Source organism: Collinsella sp. HCP3S3_E11, from assembly GCF_052067375.1.
In the GTDB taxonomy this organism is placed as follows: domain Bacteria; phylum Actinomycetota; class Coriobacteriia; order Coriobacteriales; family Coriobacteriaceae; genus Collinsella.
Map to the genome: position 1 here is coordinate 1 of NZ_JBQHQI010000007.1, position 18,735 is coordinate 18,735.

The 18,735-nt window shown below is 62.4% G+C and carries 14 protein-coding genes; 1 reads left to right on the top strand and 13 read right to left on the bottom strand.

Annotated elements, in window-relative coordinates:
• Window positions 1–288: 288 nt before the first annotated feature.
• The 11 genes from rpoD to ACTM86_RS05670 form a co-directional block, all read right to left on the bottom strand.
• Complete coding sequence (gene rpoD, locus ACTM86_RS05620; RefSeq protein ID WP_370450567.1) at window positions 289–1,632, bottom strand: RNA polymerase sigma factor RpoD; 1,344 nt, start codon at window positions 1,630–1,632, stop codon at window positions 289–291.
• A 110-nt stretch (window positions 1,633–1,742) separates the two neighbouring features.
• A complete protein-coding gene (gene dnaG, locus ACTM86_RS05625) occupies window positions 1,743–3,851 on the bottom strand; it encodes a DNA primase (RefSeq protein WP_441016125.1) in 2,109 nt (702 codons plus the stop codon).
• The gene (ribF, locus tag ACTM86_RS05630) at window positions 3,844–4,851 is read right to left on the bottom strand and encodes a riboflavin biosynthesis protein RibF (RefSeq protein ID WP_441016128.1); all 1,008 of its coding nucleotides are present in this window, start codon (window positions 4,849–4,851) and stop codon (window positions 3,844–3,846) included. The genes dnaG and ribF overlap by 8 nt, the downstream gene beginning before the upstream one ends.
• A complete protein-coding gene (gene truB, locus ACTM86_RS05635) occupies window positions 4,848–5,780 on the bottom strand; it encodes a tRNA pseudouridine(55) synthase TruB (protein ID WP_441016131.1) in 933 nt (310 codons plus the stop codon). Before truB ends, ribF begins: the two co-directional genes overlap by 4 nt.
• Window positions 5,781–5,795: 15 nt before the next feature.
• Window positions 5,796–6,839: a DHH family phosphoesterase gene (locus ACTM86_RS05640; RefSeq protein ID WP_427719632.1), complete on the bottom strand. Its 1,044-nt coding sequence runs from the start codon at window positions 6,837–6,839 to the stop codon at window positions 5,796–5,798.
• Entirely contained in the window at window positions 6,832–7,242 is a 411-nt protein-coding gene (gene rbfA / locus ACTM86_RS05645) for a 30S ribosome-binding factor RbfA (RefSeq protein ID WP_006234038.1), read from the bottom strand. Before rbfA ends, ACTM86_RS05640 begins: the two co-directional genes overlap by 8 nt.
• A gap of 11 nt (window positions 7,243–7,253) precedes the next feature.
• Window positions 7,254–9,929, bottom strand: coding sequence for a translation initiation factor IF-2 (infB, locus tag ACTM86_RS05650; RefSeq protein ID WP_427719633.1), 2,676 nt, complete (start codon window positions 9,927–9,929; stop codon window positions 7,254–7,256).
• A gap of 91 nt (window positions 9,930–10,020) precedes the next feature.
• On the bottom strand, window positions 10,021–11,268 hold the full coding sequence (gene nusA / locus ACTM86_RS05655) for a transcription termination factor NusA (RefSeq protein WP_154515419.1): 1,248 nt from the start codon (window positions 11,266–11,268) through the stop codon (window positions 10,021–10,023).
• A gap of 1 nt (window position 11,269) precedes the next feature.
• Complete coding sequence (gene rimP, locus ACTM86_RS05660) at window positions 11,270–11,764, bottom strand: ribosome maturation factor RimP (protein WP_441016134.1); 495 nt, start codon at window positions 11,762–11,764, stop codon at window positions 11,270–11,272.
• 256 nt (window positions 11,765–12,020) lie between these two features.
• Window positions 12,021–14,597 carry a leucine--tRNA ligase gene (gene leuS, locus ACTM86_RS05665; RefSeq protein WP_441016137.1) on the bottom strand — a complete coding sequence of 859 codons (2,577 nt, stop codon included), beginning with the start codon at window positions 14,595–14,597 and terminating at the stop codon, window positions 12,021–12,023.
• A 259-nt stretch (window positions 14,598–14,856) separates the two neighbouring features.
• Window positions 14,857–16,368: an IMP dehydrogenase gene (locus ACTM86_RS05670; RefSeq protein WP_154515410.1), complete on the bottom strand. Its 1,512-nt coding sequence runs from the start codon at window positions 16,366–16,368 to the stop codon at window positions 14,857–14,859.
• A 193-nt stretch (window positions 16,369–16,561) separates the two neighbouring features.
• On the opposite strand from ACTM86_RS05670, the gene ACTM86_RS05675 reads away from it, so the two are divergent.
• On the top strand, window positions 16,562–16,906 hold the full coding sequence (locus ACTM86_RS05675; RefSeq protein ID WP_441016140.1) for a winged helix-turn-helix domain-containing protein: 345 nt from the start codon (window positions 16,562–16,564) through the stop codon (window positions 16,904–16,906).
• A 101-nt stretch (window positions 16,907–17,007) separates the two neighbouring features.
• On the opposite strand, the gene ACTM86_RS05680 is transcribed toward ACTM86_RS05675, so the two are convergent.
• Window positions 17,008–18,000, bottom strand: coding sequence for a PLP-dependent transferase (locus ACTM86_RS05680; protein WP_441016143.1), 993 nt, complete (start codon window positions 17,998–18,000; stop codon window positions 17,008–17,010).
• Between the two features lie 66 nt (window positions 18,001–18,066).
• Window positions 18,067–18,732, bottom strand: a complete 666-nt coding sequence (locus ACTM86_RS05685) for a DUF4956 domain-containing protein (RefSeq protein WP_441016146.1) — start codon at window positions 18,730–18,732, stop codon at window positions 18,067–18,069.
• Window positions 18,733–18,735 lie beyond the last annotated feature (3 nt).

Consider the following 18,735-nt stretch of genomic DNA (forward strand, 5'->3'; position numbering starts at 1 on the left):
CTCGAAGAGCCCGATCGCCGCCTTCCTGGCCTCGATGTCGTGCTTCACCCTCAAGTCGACTCGCATAAAAAGCCTCCCATTTCTCGTGTCCAAGAAATGGGAGGCAGTTCATTTTGGGACGGGGCTTTTTTAGCTACCCAACCTGGGGCCTTTAAAGCTTGAACCGCGCATTGAGATAGGGTAGCTAAAAAAGCCCCGTCCCAAAAAGACTACCCGTGCCCCAACTGCCGGCCCTTGTTACATGAAAGCGCCCTCAAGCGGATGTGCTTGAGGGCGCTTCTTGCATGACTAGCTTTCGATGTAGTCTTTGAGCTTGCTGGAGCGGCTGGGGTGGCGGAGCTTGGCCAGGGTCTTGGACTCGATCTGGCGGATGCGCTCGCGCGTGACACCAAACTCGCGGCCGACTTCCTCGAGCGTGCGGGGATGTCCGTCGACAAGTCCAAAGCGCAGCTCAATAACCTTGCGCTCACGATCGGCAAGCGAGTCGAGCACCTGGGTGAGCTGCTCCTGCAGCATGGAGAAGCTGGCGGCATCGGGCGGAACGATGGCCTGGGAGTCCTCGATAAAGTCGCCCAGCTGGGAATCCTCTTCCTCGCCGATAGGAGTCTCGAGCGACACGGGCTCCTGCGAGATCTTCTGAATCTCGCGGACGCGGTCGGCACTCATGTCCATCTCGGCACCGATCTCCTCGGGGGTCGGGTCGCGACCCAGATCCTGGAGGAGCTGGCGCTGCACGCGGACAAGCTTGTTGATGGTCTCGACCATGTGTACGGGAATACGGATGGTACGGGCCTGGTCGGCGATAGCGCGCGTGATGGCCTGACGGATCCACCACGTGGCGTACGTGGAAAACTTGAAACCCTTCTGGTAGTCGAACTTCTCGACGGCGCGGATCAGACCGAGGTTGCCCTCCTGGATCAGATCCAGGAACAGCATGCCGCGACCGACGTAGCGCTTGGCGATGGAGACGACCAGACGGAGGTTGGCGCTGATGAGCGCCTGCTTGGCCTCGAGGCCCACGTTCTCGATACGAGTCAGACGACGCATCTCGGCGCGGGTGAGCTCGATCTCGCCCGCCTCGGCGGCCTCGAGCTTCTCGGTGGCCTCGAGCCCGGCCTCGATCTTCATGGCCAGATCGACCTCTTCGGAGGCAGTCAGCAGGTCGACCTTGCCGATCTCCTTAAGGTACATACGAACCGGGTCACCGGTCAGCATCACCGTGGAGGCATCGATGCCACGCACGCGAGAACGCGAACGGGACGTGCGGACGGTGCGCTTCTTTTTGCTCTTGCAAGAACCCATCTCGGCATCGGCCTGACGGGCCATCTTAAGCTCATGATCGTCGAGCGAGCCGGAATCGTGCTCCTCGTCGTCATCGAAATCGTCGGTATCGTTATCGTCATCGTCGACGTCCATGGGGGCGTCGTCGTTTCCGCTCGCGGAGATAATCTGGATGCCGCTGTTGCGCAGCGCGGAATAGACCGCGTTGAGCTGCTCGTCAGAAACATCGATATCCTTCAGGACGACCTGAATCTCGTCCTCGGTTACCGAAGTCCTGTTTGAGCCGTTGCCCATGAGCTTAGCAACGTAGGATTCCAGCCCAGTACCCGTGCTCTCAGTCTTATTTGGCACAGATTCTCCCTTCGTAGTCCACAGGACACATTACTTTAGCACACACTTACACGTCTATACCCAAAATTCAGACTGGATATAGCAGATAACATGCCGATTGACCACAACATCTAGGCCTGATCGGGACCCGCGGCCTCCAAACCAATCAACCGGAACGGATCGGCCACGCCGCCAATCGACTTCTGGAGCTCGCGCTGGCGCAAAGAATCCTGCGCGGCCTGCATGGTCAATGCACGGCGCGCGTCATCGTCGAGCGACCGGTCCTGGCGCAGCTTGGCCTGGGCAGCCCGCATACGGCGCTTGATGGTGTAAAGCTCAAGCGTATCGAGCATAAAGACGATGTTCGTCTCGGTGGGGTGCTTGCTCGTCGCCGAGATGCGCCCGGCGCTGACAAGCGAAGCCGCCTCGGGACACACCGCGCGCGCGGCGTCCATGCACGCCGCGGGGTCGGTGCCCGGCGGCGTCGCGAGCACGGCCCACGCGATGGACTCGTGACGGGGGTCTACCCACTCAATCGAGCAGATGCGATCGGTGTACGTGCGGAATAGGTCGGGGTAGCTGGTGAGCATCGTCAACAGCTCGCGCTCCCCCGCCAGAGACTTCCGCTCCAGATCGGTCAGCACGATCGGCGTCGCCGGAACGGAAGCGCTCGAAGCAGACCCCGCGGGCGTTGTGTCCATGCCAGCAGGCACATCGATCGGCGGCGTATCGTCGACGACCTCGACCGGCGCGGCCCCGTAGGCCTCGAGCGGCACATAGTCGTACGGTTCCTCCTCGACCGGTGCGGATACCGGCGGCGTCGTCCCCGACGCCCAGGCGCCGCGAGATGCCCCCTGCGGACCGGACACCCGACCGCCCGCGCTGCCGGCGCGCTCGGCCTGTGCCCGCTGGCGCTCGTAGTTCTGCTCGCGACGACGCTCGGCGTCCTCGCGTTTGGCGACATCGCGAAACACACGGCCCGAACTCGAGCGCACCGTCTCCAAATCCAGGCCCAGAAGGTCGGCGATCTGGATAAAGTACGTATCGATCATGTAGCTATCGCGCAGCGGATAGATGAGCGTCAGCGCATCCTCGAGCGCCTTGGCGCGACCGCCCGGCGTGGTAATGTCGCTCGACTCCTGCAGTGAGCGGTACACAAAGTCCATGAGGGGCTCGGCGGCGTCGATACGCGCCTGCAGGGCCTCGCCACCATGCGCCGTGATGAACTCCATGGGGTCGTTACCGTCGGGAAGCACCACGCAGCGCAGGTCCATCGAATCCTGCTCGATAAACTGAATCGCGCGGCGCGCGGCCTTTTGACCGGCGGCGTCACCATCGAACATATACACAATACGCTTGGCAAAACGGGTGAGCGTCTTTACGTGATGTTCCGTCAGCGCCGTGCCCAGCGTGGCGACGACGTTTTTGATCCCCGACTCCCAGCAGGCGATGCAGTCGGTATATCCCTCCACCACGATGGCGGTATCCTGCGCGACGATAAACTCCTTGGCCCAGTTAAAGCCGTAGAGGTTTCTCTTTTTATGAAACACGCTCGTCTCGGCGGTGTTGAGGTACTTGGGTTGGCCGTCGCCCATAATACGACCGCCAAAGGCGATGTTATGACCCTGTTCGTCAAAGATGGGAAACATCACGCGGTCGTAAAAACGATCGGCAAGCTGTCCGCGCCCGCGACTCACGGCCACGTTGGCGTCGATCATCTCCTGCGGGGTAAAGCCCTTCTGCGACAGATGGGCCACCAACATATTGCGACCCGGCGCAAAGCCCAGGCAGTAGCGACGGCAGACGTCGCCACCCATACCGCGGCTGGCAAAGTACTCGCGCGGACGGCTGTCCTTACCGCGCATGAGCATGGTGTGATAGAACTGGGCCGTCTCGGCGCACAGGTCATAGATGCGGGCGCGCTTGGTGCCGCGATCGCGCTGCGCGCCGGTATCGTGCAGCTCAATGCCGGCACGATCGGCCAGGTAGCGAATCGACTCGGGAAAGCTCAGGTTCTCGCGCTTCATGATGTAGGTGAAGACGTCGCCGCCCTCGCCACAGCCAAAGCAGTGCCACACCTGCGTAGCGGGGATAATGTGAAACGATGGGGTCTTTTCGCCATGGAAGGGGCAGCAACCCCAAAACTCATGGCCGCGGGGCTTGAGCTCAACCGTTTCCTGCACAATGGCAACCAGGTCGGACGCAGCGCGCACCTGGTCTTTCTCCTCATCGCTAATCACGGATGCCCACCCCCTGCTCACCCAAGTTATGACGGATATCGTCAATATTACCCTCGACGGTCGCGATAAGCTCGTCCAGCGAATCGAACACGCGCGAAGGACGCAGCCAACGCGTAAACGCCAACGAAACCGAACGTCCATACAGGTCGCCCGCATACCCGATCAAGTTGGCCTCGAGATGCGCCGAAGCGGCATCGTCGGCATACGTCGGCGGCAGGCCCACGTTGACGGCAGCGGGCCACACGGTATCGTCGACCAGCACAAGGCCCTCGTAGACGCCATCGGCAGGCAGCTGGATTCCGTTTGGTACCAACAGGTTTGCCGTCGGAAATCCCATATCGGAGCCCTCGTGGCGACCGCGAATCACGCCGCCACGCACCATATAGGGACGGCCGAGTAGATCGGCTGCCAGCTCAACATGGCCCAAGCTCAGCTCACGTCGAATGCGGGTGGCGCAGATAGCCTCGCCGCCCTCGCACAGCAAATTGTGCCCATACACGTCAACACCGCGCTCAGCGCCCCACGCCTGCATCTCGGCAACGCCCGAGGCGCCGCCGCGGCCCAGCCTAAAATCGCTGCCAACGCGAATGGAGCGAATGTCGACAGCATGCGCCAACAGCTCAAGAAAGCCCACGTGGTCGAGCGACGCTACCGCAGGCGTAAAGGGAACAGCCACCACGGCATCGACCCCAGTCTGAGCCAGGGCATGCAGGCGGTCGGCCGTCGTCATCAATTTTTGAGCGGGCGCAGGGCTCACCACAACATCTGGATCAGGGTCAAACGTTACGACAACCGCTTTGCAGCCGCGGACGCGCGCATCGCGAATGACCGCGTCGATCAGCTCACGATGTCCCCTATGCACGCCATCGAACACGCCGATGGCAATCGAGGCGGCACCCATAGACTCGCAGTCACCAAAAGCATCAGCCAAAACGATGCGGGCCTCCGCCGCCGCGCCCACAAAAAATGTGCGCGCGAGCTCGCGAGGGTCCAGCATCATCGAACACCGCCGATCGCCTGCGGAAAGACGTGCTCCATCACAAAGCGACCATCCTCGATACGAGCCAAAGCCTTGAGCTCGCCATCGAGCACCAGCGCAAACGGTGCCTTAGACACATCGAAGCCGGCGAGCGCGCGATCAATAGGAATACGACGTCCGCACAGCAGATCGTCCGCAAGATTGCCCGGCAAGTCGACACGCGTGGCGCCGAGGGCCGCAATGGGGTCCAAGGCAAAGCCGGCAGCGGAATCGGGAGAAAGCTCCTCGACCGCATGGCAGGCACCGATGGAGACAATGCCAGAAGCGGTACGGCGCAGCGCGGAAATATGCGCGGCACTATCGCAGGCACGACCCAGGTCGCGAGCGAGCGCACGGATATAGGTGCCCTTGCTCACCGAGAAGGCAACGGTCCAAATGCAGGAATCGCCCTCGCCACTCACGGCGATCAGGTCGGCAGAATATACCTCGACCGGGCGCGCAGGCAACTCAACGGCATTGCCCTCACGTGCAGACTTATAGGCGCGCACGCCGTTGACCGAAATAGCCGAAAACGCCGGCGGGACCTGCATCTGAGGGCCCAGCATGGCGCTCAAGCGCTCACGGGCATAGGCCGGATCGCGCAGATCAGGTGCAATGGCAACCGTACGGACGGCCTCGCCTTCCGCATCGTCGGTATTGGTCTCGGCGCCAAACGAGATATCGGCGACGTAACTTTTGGTATCGAGGGTAAGCATGCCCAGCAGACGCGTAGCCTGGCCCACGCCCACCACCATGACACCCGACGCCATGGGGTCGAGCGTGCCGGCATGACCGACGCGCCGCTCATGGAGGGCGCGTCGGCACCGCGAAACCACGTCGTGGGACGTGCAGCCCACCGGTTTATCGACGGCGAGCAGCATATTCAATTGAGAAGGCGTACGACGAGCCATGTACCATCCAAAAAGTTAGAGCTCGACGGTCACCGAAGCGGGATCCTCCCCCACCAGCTCGGCCAGCATGGGAAGTGCCGCGGTGAGCGTCTCGAAAATCGTTCCGTTATTGGTAAAGCCGGCGGCAGCGTGATGTCCGCCTCCGCCAAAGTTGGCCGCAATCTCGGAGACATCCATGTCGCCCTTGGAGCGCAGGTTTCCGCGCACCTTGGTATCGCCCTCGATGCCCTTAAGGAACAGGCAGACCTCGACACCCATCACCGAGCGCACCACATCGACCAAGCCGTCGCACTCATCCGAGGTGACGCCACATTCCTTAAGGTCGCTTTCGTACGCGTAGCTATACGCCACGCGCCCGTGCGCGACCGTCTTGATGCGGCCCATGACGATGGACTTGAGGTGCAAGAACTCGACGCGCATGCTCTGATAGACCTCGAGCGCGACACGCGCCGGGTCGGCACCGTGCGCCACCAGGCGCGAGGCCGCATGGAACGCAGCGGCATCGGCATTCTGATACTGAAAACGACCGGTATCGGTAACCAGGCCGCAGAGCAGACAGGTGGCGATGCGATCGCGAACGACAATGCCGCAATCATCCAAAAAGCGGTCGATGATCATGGCGCACGCCGCAGCATCGACACGCCTCAGGCTTACCTCGGCAAACTCCTCGCGCGCCGGATGGTGGTCAAAGCACACCACATGTTTGGAGCGGCGGAGCACGTCGGCCGAGTTGTTCAGACGCTCGACAACCGGCACATCCACCGAGATAAACAGGTCGGGATCGCCCGTAAAGCTCGAAGCCGGCACCAGACGATCGGCGCCTTCCATAAAGCGGTAAATACGCGGAACGGGATCGTCGTCTGCGAGCAGCAGCGCGATGTCCTTGTCGGGGAACGCCTTCATGAGCGAGAGACCCAAGCCCAACACGGAGCCCAGGGCATCGCCGTCGGGAGAGGTATGACCCGAGATCGCAATGGAGGACGCACCCTCGATAAGCTCGAGGATGCGTCGTTTAATATCTGCAGACTCGCACGAGACGAGGTCGGCGGAATTAGTCATCTAAAGCTGCCTCCTGGGCGGCATCCGCTATGGGATAGCCGTCCTCGTCCTTTTCGATCGCCAGCGTGGCCGGGACATTCTCCAGCGCACGCGTAATGCGCTCGGCCTCATCGGTCGAGCGATCGATGCGAAAATCGAGCTCGGGCGTGACGCGCCAGTCGAGCGAGCGAGCCAACAGGCTGCGAATGCGGCCCTTGGCGCTGGCGAGCGCCTCCATGACCTCATCGTAGCGGCTCGCATCGCACGACACGTACACGCGCGCGAACGAACGGTCCACCGCGACCTCGACCGCGGTCAGGGTGACCAGGTCGAGACGCGGATCGGAAACCTCAAAGAGAAGGATATAACCGAGCTTCTCGCGAAGCTGCTCGCCCAGACGGCGGGTTGCCTGCGTTTGCTTCATAGCGCTACCCCCTACTCGGTACGGGCAACCTGGTCGATACGGTAACCCTCGATCTGGTCGCCGGGCTTGATGTCCTGGAAGTTCTCCAGGCCAATGCCGCCCTCGGAACCGCTCTTGAGGCTCTTGGCCTCGTCCTTGTAGTGGCGCATCGAGGCGATCTTACCGTTAAAGACAACGATGCCGTCGCGCACCAGGCGCACGGAATCGGTCGCGGCAATCTCGCCCTCCTCGACGCGGACACCGGCGGCGATACCGACTTTGGGCACCTTAAAGGTGTCCAGGACGGTCGCGGTACCCGTGGAGACCTCGACCTCGGTGGGCTTGAGCATGCCGATACGGGCAGCGTCGAGCTCCTCGAGGCACTTGTAGATAACGTCGTAGCAACGAATCTCGACGCCCTCGCGCTCGGCAGCGGAGCGGGCCTTACCGTCGGGACGCACGCCAAAGCCAATGATGATGGCGTTGGAGGCGTCAGCCAGGACGACGTCGGTCTCGTTGATGGCACCGACCGCGGAGTGGATCGTGTTGATGCGGACCTCGGACTGATCCATCTTGTCGAGCGAGTCCTGAAGGGCCTCGATGGAGCCCTGGACGTCGGCCTTGATGATCAGGTTGAGCTCCTTGACCTCGGCGTCGGCGATGGTCTCGAAGAGGTTCTCGAGCGTGACGTGCTTCACGCGGCTCTGCTCCTCGATACGGGCCTTGAGCGAGCGCTCATCGGCCAGGGCGCGCGCCTCGCGCTCGTCCTCGAACACGCGGAACTCGTCGCCGGCGTTGGGGACGGACTGCAGGCCCAGGATCTCGACGGCGTCGGAGGGACCGGCCTCGGTGACGGCGCGGCCCTTGGGGTCGAGCATGGCGCGAACGCGGCCATAGGTGAGGCCGGCGACCAGCGTATCGCCCACGTGCAGGGTACCGCGGGTCACGAGCACGGTAGCGACCGAGCCGCGGCCCTTGTCGAGCTTGGCCTCGAGGACGTTGCCCGAGGCGAAGGTATCGGGGTTGGCCTTGAGCTCGAGCACGTCGGCCTGGAGCAGCACGGTCTCCAGAAGGTCGTCGATACCGATCTTCTGCTTGGCCGAGATGTTGACGAACATGTTCTGTCCGCCCCACTCCTCGGGGATGACGCCGTACTCGGTGAGTTCCTGGCGTACACGGTCGGGGTTGGCGCCGGGCTTATCGATCTTGTTGACGGCGACGACGATGGGAACGCCGGCGGCCTTGGCGTGGTTGATCGACTCGACCGTCTGGGGCATGACGCCGTCGTCGGCGGCGACGATCAGGATGACGATGTCGGTCACCTTGGCGCCACGGGCACGCATGGCCGTAAAGGTAGCGTGGCCCGGGGTATCGATGAAGGTGATCTTGCGGTCGTTGATCATGACCTGCGAAGCGCCGATGGCCTGGGTAATGCCGCCAGCCTCGCCGGCAGCGACGCCGGTGTGGCGGATGGCGTCGAGCAGGCTCGTCTTGCCGTGGTCGACGTGACCCATGACGGTGACGACCGGGGCGCGGGGCTTAAGGTCGGCGGGATCGTCGTAGAACGAGAAGGTGTTCTCCTCCTCGGGGGTGATGATCCTGATCTGACGGCCCAAGTCGTCGGCAACGAGCTCGACAAGGTCGTCGGACATGGACTGCGTCATGGTGAGCGGGGTGCCCAGCAGGAACAGGCGCTTGATGATGTCGTTGGCCGGAACGTCGAGCGCCTCGGCAAGCTCCTGGACGGTAACGCCCTGGGAGACCTTGATGGCGTCGAGCTCCTCGGGGTTCACGCCCTGGGCCAGCGCCTCCTCAATCTTGCGCTCCTCCTGAGCCCTAGCGGCCTCGCGCTCGCGCTTCTCCTTGCGCTTCTTGCGGCGACCGGTGGACTCGCGAGAGGCCTCCTCGACGGCGGCACGGGCCTCCTCGAGAACCTTCTCGCGGCTGTACTCCTCGGCCTCGCGCGCCATGCGGCTGTAGTGGTCCTCTTCGCTGTTGTGACCACCCTTGCGCTTCTTGCCCTTGCCCTGCTTATCGGGGTTGGGAAAATCCATGCCGGCAGCGACATTGTTGCTGGCGTTGGTGCGATGGCTGTGCGGGCGGCTCTCGGAGGCGTTGCGGTCGTTGCGACGGCCGCCACGACGATCGTTGTTGCCGCCGCGACGGTTGCCGCGCTCGGCCTTGGCCTTGTCCTCGGCGTCCTTCTTCTCCTTGAGCACGGTCTCCTGTGCGGCGATCTGATCGAGCAGCGAACGGAAGCGCGAACCGGAGTCGGAAGCGGGAACGGCGCGGCGCTGGGCCTCGCGAGCAGCCTCCTCCTTTTCGCGGGCAAGGCGCTCCTGCTCGGCCTTCTTCTTGGCCTCAGCCTCGGCACGGGCTGCCTCTTCGGCGGCCTGGGCGGCGGCAAACTGGCGGCGCTCCTCCTCGCGTGCCTTCTCGGCGGCGATGCGCTCGCGCTCGGCCTCGGCGGCACGCGCTGCCTCCTCGGCGGCGGCAGCCTCCTCCTCGGCCTGCTTGGCGGCCTCGACTTCCTGGGCGCGGGCCTCGATCACCGAGGCAAGCTGCTTGCGGACCATGGCAACATAAGCGTCCTCCAGGGCGGAGGAAGCAGACTTAGCGGGAATCTTCATTTCGGCGAGGTGACCCATCAGTTCCTTGGAGGTCATGCCGAACTCTTTGGCCAGGGTGGACACACGGACTTTTGCCATATGACTTCACCTACCCTTTCTGGCACCTTGGGTGCCTAGAGACTGAACGAGCGTGGGATGTGCGCCGGAACCTGTCCAGCGCAACCGCGCGCTAGATCAGGTCCTCCGCATCATCGAAGGCGTCGGTGTCGTGGACACCGCAGAAACGGGAACCGGGACGGGCCTGGTTGCGGCACTGGATGCCGTCCTCGGACACGTACTCGCAACGACGGGCGTCGTCATCCTCCTCGTCACCGATCAGGTCGGCGGCAGGCTCCTCGTGAACGGGCACGTTCTTGAGGATGTCGGCGGCAAGGGTCTCGGACTTAATGTCGATGTGCCAGCCGGTCAGGCGTGCGGCCAGGCGGGCGTTCTGGCCCTCCTTGCCAATGGCGAGCGAAAGCTGGTCGTCGGGCACGATGACGCCGGCATAGGCCTTCTCCTCGTCGATAAGGACGCGAGTGACCTTGGCGGGCGACAGGGCGTTGGCGACGTAGACGGCCGGATCGGCATCCCACAGGATGACGTCGACGCGCTCACCGCGCAGCTCACCCACGACGGCGCGCACACGGCTGCCCTTGGGGCCGACGCAGGCGCCCACGGGATCCAGGCGGTCGTCGAGCGAGTGGACGGCGACCTTGGAGCGCTGGCCGGGCTCGCGGGCGATCGACTTGATCTGGACGGTGCCCTCATAGATCTCGGGCACCTCCTGCTCAAACAGACGACGCATGAGCTCGGGGTGGGTACGCGAGATAACGATCGGCGGACGGCTGTGCTCGCCGCGAACCGGCGGAAGCGTGGAGTTGGGGTCGCGAACGTCAATGATCACGGCCTTGATGTGCTGGTTGTGCAGATAGCGCTCGCCCATGGGGCGCTCGTTGCGCTCGTTCTCGTAGCGGCGCTGATCAAAGTGCGGAAGCTCGGCCTCGACGCCTTCGCGGATCTTGACGATCGTAAAGTCGGGTGTGGACTGCAGTACGGTACCGCTGATGAGGTCGCCGATACGGCCGGAGAACTCCTCGTAGATCTGCTCGCGGGCGGAGTTGCGCACGATGGCGTTGATCTCGGCCTTGGCGTGCTGGGCGGCGATGCGGCTGGTGTTCTTGGGGGTGACGTCGATCTCCTCGAACTCGGTGAAGTTGCCCTCCTCGTCCATGGAATCGTCGATCGGCTCCAGGCGGTAGACATAGATCTTGCCGGTGGTGCGGTCGATGGTCACCTTGGCGCCCCACTCAAGATGCAGGATCTCGGCATAGCTCTTGGCGAGCGACTGCTCCAGACGGTCGATCAGGTAGAGCTGGTCGATGTGCTTCTCCTGGCAAAGCTCCATCAGGGCGGACATCATGTCGGATGCTGCCATGTTAGTTTCCTTCCTTCGCGGGCTTGAAGTCATAGACGGGCTTCAACTTACACTTTTTAACATCGGAATAATCGAGGGTGACAGACTCGCCGTCCTCGAGCTCGAGGGTTACGTTGGTCTCGGTCGCGGCGGCAATCTTGCCGGAGTACTTGCGACGGCCCTCGGTGGCGGTGGAGGAAAGCTCGCAGTCCTCGCCCACAAAGCGGGCAAAGTCACGCGGACGGCGCAGCGGGCGCGCCATACCCGGGCTCGACACCTCGAGCGTATAGCTCGAAGAGATGGGGTCGAGCTCCTCAATCACGTCGCCGACCCACTTGGTGTTGGCCGTGACGTCGTTGAGCGACAGGCTCTGACCCTCGGCACCCTCGATACGCACACGCACGCAGGGGGCCTTGGTAGCACCCACGAGCTCAACGTCGACGATATCGACATCGTGCTGGGGAGCGACGGCCTCGAGCGCGTCGATGATCGCCTGCTCGGTCTTGCTCTTGACCATTGCGGCACCTCCATCCATACAAAAAAGAAGCGGGGCCGAAACCCCACTTCTTTCAATTACAACTTCATTTGCAAGCAAACTATACCAATACCTGCGAAAACGTGCAACCACAGCACAAACCCGCAGGTCAGCGTGAGCACAGGTTCTCCACAAGAAATGGATAATTAGGTGTAGTCGCAAGTATCCATATCCAAAAAGAGGGACAACCCAGCCGGATCGTCCCTCGTCTATTGTGCATCAACTATATGCGCAAGGTTTACTTAACCACCAGGTTGACCAGCTTGCCGGGCACGCAGATGGCCTTGACGACCGTCTTGCCCTCGAGCCACTTGGCAACAGCGGCCTCGGCGGCAGCCTGCATCTCCTCGTTGGAGGCATCGCGGGCCACATCGATGCGGCCGCGGACCTTACCGAGCACCTGGACGACGATCTGCACTGTGTCCTCGATGGACTCGGCCAGGTCAAACTCGGGCCAGGAGGCGGTGTAGGCGTTGCCCTCGCAGCCGAGCGCCTCGTGCCACAGCTCGTCGGCCCAGAACGGACAGATGGGGGCAAGAACGCTCACGATGTCCTTGGCCACGCCGTAGCACAGTGCCTTGTCGCGCGATGCGCCCTCGGTGGCGTTGAGGTAGGCGCTCGCTGCGTTGACGAGCTCCATGACGGCCGAGATCGCGGTGTTAAACTGCCCGCGATCGAAGTCCTCGGTGCACTTGGCGATGGTGCGGTGACGCTCGCGATAGAGCTTCATCGCGGTCTCGTCGAGCACGGACTTGTCGAAGGCAGCGTTGGCATCACCCGACTGGACAAGCTGCCACACGATACGCCAGGCGCGCTTGATAAAGCGGTTGGCACCCTCGACGGCCTTGGGATCCCAGTCAAAGTCCTTCTCGGGCGGGGCGATAAACAGGATCGCCAGACGCATGGTGTCGGCGCCGTAGGGCTCGATAACCGAGCTCGGAGGCACGACGTTGCCCTTGGACTTGGACATGGTGTCGCCGTTCTCGTCCTTGACCATGCCCTGGCACAGCAGGTTGGTAAAGGGCTCGTCCACGCTGAGCAGACCCAGGTCGCGCAGCGCCTTGGTAAAGAAGCGGCTGTAGAGCAGGTGCAAAATGGCGTGCTCGATGCCGCCGATGTAGTTATCGACGGGCATCCAACGGTCTGCCGCCTCGCGGGAGAAGGGCAGCTCGGTGTTGTGCGGGTCGGTATAGCGCAGGTAATACCAGCTGGAGCAGGTGAAGGTGTCCATGGTATCGGTCTCGCGCTTGGCCGGGCGGCCGCAGACCGGGCAGGTGGTCTCGTAGAAGTCCTTGCACTCGGCGAGGGTCTCGCCGGCGCCCAGGTCCAGGTTCTCGGGCAGCGTCACCGGCAGCTGGTCCTCGGGCACGGGCACAATGCCGCAGTGCTCGCAATGGATGGCCGGGATGGGGTTGCCCCAATAGCGCTGACGGCTGATGAGCCAGTCGCGCAGGCGGAACTCGACCTTGCGACGACCGCAGCCCATGGCCTCGAGGTCGGCCACGATGGCAGCCTCGCCCTCGGAGTGCTTACCGCCGCGCATGCCGGTGTACTTGCCGGACTGGACGAGCGTGCCCTCGGCAGCGTGGGCGCAATCCCAGTCGACGGTCTCGGCATGGAAGGTATCGATGGTCTCGCCGCTGGCCTCGACGGCAGCGCGGTCGTCATCGTCCAGGATGATCGGGACGATCGGGAGGTCGTACTTGCGGGCAAACTCAAAGTCGCGCTGGTCGCCGCAGGGAACGGCCATGACGGCGCCGGTGCCGTAATCGGCAACGACATAGTCGGCAACCCACACGGGAACCTTCTCGCCGTTGACGGGGTTAACCACGTAGCGGCCCGTAAAGGCACCATGCTTCTCGAGGGTGCCCTGAGCACGCTCGACGGCAGAGATATGCTTGGAGTCCTCGACGATCTTGGTCACGGCCTCCTCGTACTCCGTGCCCTCGACGAGCTCGTGCAGACGAGCGTACTCGGGAGCCAGGACAAAGAAGGAGACGCCAAAGAGCGTGTCGGCACGCGTGGTGAAGACGGTGATCTTGCCCTCGTCGCCCTCGATGGGATCGCCGTTGGCATCACACAGGGTAAAGTCGACCTCGGCGCCCTCGGAGCGGCCGATCCAGTTGGCCTGCATCTGCTTAACGCGCTCGGGCCAGCCGGGGAGCTTCTCCAGATCGTCGAGCAGCTCCTGGGAGTACTCGGTAATCTTGTAGTACCACTGCTCAAGGTCGCGCTTCTCGGGCTCGGTGCCGCAGCGCCAGCACTTGCCCTCGGTAACCTGCTCGTTGGCCAGAACGGTCTTGCAGTTGGGGCACCAGTTGACCGGGTTCTTCTTGCGGTAGACCAGGCCCTTTTCCCACATCTTCTCAAAGATCCACTGACCCCAGCGGTAGTAGTCGGGGCTGCAGGTCTTGACCATGCGATCCAGATCGTAGGAGAAGCCCATGCGCTTCATCGTGGCGAGCGCCTGGTCCATGTTCTTATACGTCCAGGCAGCAGCCTGCGTGTTGTGCTTGATGGCGGCGTTCTCGGCGGGCAGGCCAAAGGCGTCAAAGCCAATGGGATGCAGCACGTCAAAGCCGCGCATACGGGCCTGACGGGCCATGGCATCGCCGATGGTATAGTTGCGCGCGTGGCCCATGTGCAGGTCGCCCGAAGGATACGGGAACATCTCGAGCACGTACTTCTTGGGCTTGCTGGCGTCGGTGTCGACGGCAAAGAGGTTGGAGTCCTCCCAGGCCTTCATCCACTTGGACTCAATGGCCTGCGCGTCGTAGGCAGGGATCTCGTCCTTATGATCTGTGCAATCGCACATATCAGCTCCTTTAATCTTAGCTGGGGTCGGTCGGCTTGGCTTTATTCGCTACTGCGGACAGTCCTGCGCAAGACGAAGAGCACATTAAGTGCTCTTCTTTGCGTGCGGAACTTGTAGCGAACAAAGCCAAGCCGACCGACCCTAAGGTTAACTTGACTGATGATAGCAAATACGACAAGCGAGATGCCTGCGACTTGCAGGCATCTCGCTTTATCTTAATAACGTGGTTGGAACTCAACCTTTATGTGCGGCTCTTATCCTATCGATAAGACACAGACTGCTGCGAATCCTTGACGACTACGTCGTGGGCGCCGCCTTCGACGATCGAGGTCGAGCTCACCAGGGTCAGGCGTGCCTTTTTCTGGAGCTCGGGAATCGAGAGGGCACCGCAGTTGCACATCGTGGACTTGATCTTGTAGAGCGTGCCGCCCACGCCGTCCTTAAGGGAGCCGGCGTAGGGAACGTAGGAGTCGACGCCCTCGACAAAGCTGAGCTTCGCGGCGCCACCCAGGTCGTAGCGCTGCCAGTTGCGGGCACGCGCAGAACCCTCGCCCCAGTACTCCTTCATGTACTGACCGTTGACGTTGACGCGCTCGGTCGGGCTCTCGTCAAAGCGGGCAAAGTAGCGGCCCAGCATCATAAAGTCGGCACCCATGGCAAGGGCGAGCGTCATGTGGTAGTCGTAGACGATACCGCCGTCGGAGCACACGGGCACGTAGACGCCGGTCTCCTCGTAGTACTCGTCGCGAGCGCGGCAGACGTCGATCAGCGCGGTGGCCTGGCCACGGCCGATACCCTTGGTCTCGCGGGTAATGCAGATGGAACCGCCGCCGATACCAACCTTGATGAAGTCGGCACCGCAGTCGGCCAAAAAGCGGAAGCCCTCGGCGTCAACGACGTTGCCGGCACCGACCTTAACATCCTCGCCGTAGTTGGCGCGGATCCACTCGATGGTGCGCTTCTGCCACTCGCTGAAGCCCTCGGAAGAGTCGATGCACAGGACATCGGCGCCGGCCTCGATGAGCAGCGGCACGCGCTCGGCATAGTCGCGGGTGTTGATGCCGGCGCCGACCATGTAGCGCTTGTCGCCGTCGAGCAGCTCGTTGGGGTTGGTCTTGTGGCTGTCGTAGTCCTTGCGGAAGACAATGCCCATAAGGTGATCGTTGTCGTCGACGATGGGCAGGGCGTTGAGCTTGTTGTCCCAGATGACGTCATTGGCAACCTTGAGGCTGATGTTCTTGTCGCCCACGATGAGCTGCTCACGCGGGGTCATGAACTCGGAGACCTTCTTTTGGTGGTCATCGCGGCTGGGGCGATAGTCACGGCTGGTAACGATACCCAGGAGTTTGCCCTTGGGAGTGCCGTCGTCGGTGACCGGCATGGTGGAGTGACCGGTCTTCTCCTTGAGCTCGATGACCTGCTCCATGGTCATGTCGGGGGTCAGCGTGGAATCGGACTGGACGAAGCCGGCCTTGTGATCCTTGACGGCCTTGACCATGGCGGCCTCGGACTCGGGTGTCTGGGAACCGTAAATGAAGGACAGGCCACCCTCGGTAGCGAGCGCGACACCCATGTCGACGCCCGAGACGGACTGCATGATGGCGGAAACCATGGGGATGTTCAGGGTGATTGCCGGCTTCTCGCCGCGCTTAAAGCGGGTTAGCGGCGTCTTAAGAGAGACGTTGTTGGGGATGCACTGCGAGGACGAATAACCAGGGACCAGCAGATACTCCGAAAACGTGTGGGACTCACCGGGAAAGAACGTAGCCATGTTTCTCCTTTTTCCATGCGACCGGTCGGCTGCAGGCCTCGTAGGACCCAGCCCAACCTTGGGCGCCCAATACTGGGCAAGTATCTTAACGCACTTTGACTGCTACAATGCATGATTTAAGAAGAGCACACGAGGGTTTAACGCAGGCTTTGCGTTTGCCCAGCAGACACTTTAGCGGAGAGACGTGGAGCGCATGAAGTACAAGACGACGGCAAAACTGGTCATTCAGTCGTGCGACAAAGATCTGCCGGGCGTGTTCGGCCACGGCTGCGTCTTGCTGCTGCAGGGTATCGCCCGCGAACACTCGATCAACCGCGCCGCCAAGAGCATGGGCATGGCCTATTCCAAGGCATGGCGCATTGTGAACGAGGCCGAGGGGCAGCTGGGGTGCAAGCTCATCGAGCGCGACGGCGCCCGCGGGAGCTCGCTCACCCCCGCCGGCGAGCGAGCCATAGCGGCCTACGAGGAGCTGCAGGCAGAGATCAACGAAGTCATAGCCGCAAGGGCCAACGACCTGATCGACACCATCAAAGAGTAGCTAATTTGGGACGGGGCTTTTTTAGCTACCCATCCAGAGCATTCTTAACTCATAGCCAAAAATTGACATTGGGTAGCTAAAAAAGCCCCGTCCCAAATTAGCTACTGCCGGAGGGCGCTATCGAGGGCGGCGGCTACCGTCAGGGGGTCGTCGGTGCCGGCGAAGAGGCGGATGGTGTCCCCCTGCTTGCCACGTAGGGCCGAAAGACGCGTCGTTGCACCGCCGGCAGGCGATGTGCGGAACTCCCCCGGCAAAGCGTCGAACAGCTCTCCCGCGCCACGCTCGATAAGGTCAAACTCAACTGCCGGGCCAAAGCCATGCTCGAGGATTCCCGTTGCAACCGCATGGTCAGGATGCGAGCTCAGCCCGGGATAGCGCACGTTGCGCACCATCTCGTTCGCGGCCAGATACTCGGCCAGCGCACGGGCTCGATCGAAGTGAGCCTGCATGCGAGCGTTAAGCGAGGAAAGCCCGCGCTCCAGCACGTCGGCCTCCTCAGCAGAAAGATCGAGCGCCGACGCACCGCAGCCCGCAAACAACGCATGCGCGCACTCAGCCGCGGCGTCCACACGATGGCGCTTGAGCTGCGATCGCGCCACCGAAGCGGCAACGAGCTTACGCGGGGCCTTACCGGCACACACGCGGTCGAGTGCCTCGAGCGACAGCACGGCGCCCAAGCTCAGCGAATTGCAGCCAAAGACGTCAGCCACGGTGTTGTCAACAACCAGCAGCGCATGGGCCTCACGCGCGGCGCGGCCTAACGCGCGCAAATCGGGCACACGCAGACCGAACGCGCCAATGGAATTGGCGAACCACCACAGGTGCGGCCCCTCGGCATCAAGCGAAGCATCAAAGCCCTCGGACGCAGCAGCAAACGCCTCGGCGGACGGCGAGCCCACCAACACGACATCGCAGCCCTCAAAGCCGCACGCAAACGCTTCGGCAAAGTCATCCGCAAAGGCCACCAGGCGATCGCCGGGGCGCACAATCCCCAACAGAGACAGCGCCGCCGGCACATGCGAGGCCGCAACCAGTCGCGCCTCGCGCGCGCCAGCCCTTGCAGCCCAGGCCTCTTCTAGCTGTTGTGCGTCCACGTGACACCGTCCCTTCAAAACAAAAGCCCACAATGCGGATGTTTCCCCAATCTACTCGCTAGGGCTCTAGCCGTGGTATTCGCCGTTGTATTGGATGAGCGTTAGGTCCTCCACGCCATCGAGGGCACGGATGGCGTCGGCATAGGGCATATCCACACCGTCAGAGAACACCTCGACGGCCATCTCCACCTTGTCGCCGCGCATAGTCTTGGACTTAACGGTGAACTTGGTGCGCCCAAACGCGCGCACGATATCGTCGCCAGTGGTCTGGCCCGTGTAGTGAATGACCATCATGTACACGCGCGACTTATCCTGACCGCTCGCAAAGCCGGCGATCATCAGCACGATCACTGCTGCCGTGAGCCCCACGAGTGCATACATGCCGGCTCCCGCCGTAATGCCCGTGGTAATGGACCAAAACAGATACAGCAGGTCGAGCGGGTCCTTGACCGCCGTACGGTAGCGGACGATGGACAGAGCACCGACCATACCGAGCGAGATGACCACGTTTGTCGAGATCGCGAGCGTGACCATGCAGGTGAGCACGCACATGCCCACGAGCGTCACGGCAAAGCTACGCGAATACACCACGCCGGTAAAAAAGCGCTTGTACACGTAATAGATCAGGATGCCCATGGCGAGCGCCACGAGCAGCGACAGGCCGATCTTGGCAGGGTCGACCTGACCAAACGCCTCCAAGACGGAGTTCTTAAAAAAGTCCCTGGTGCTCATGGT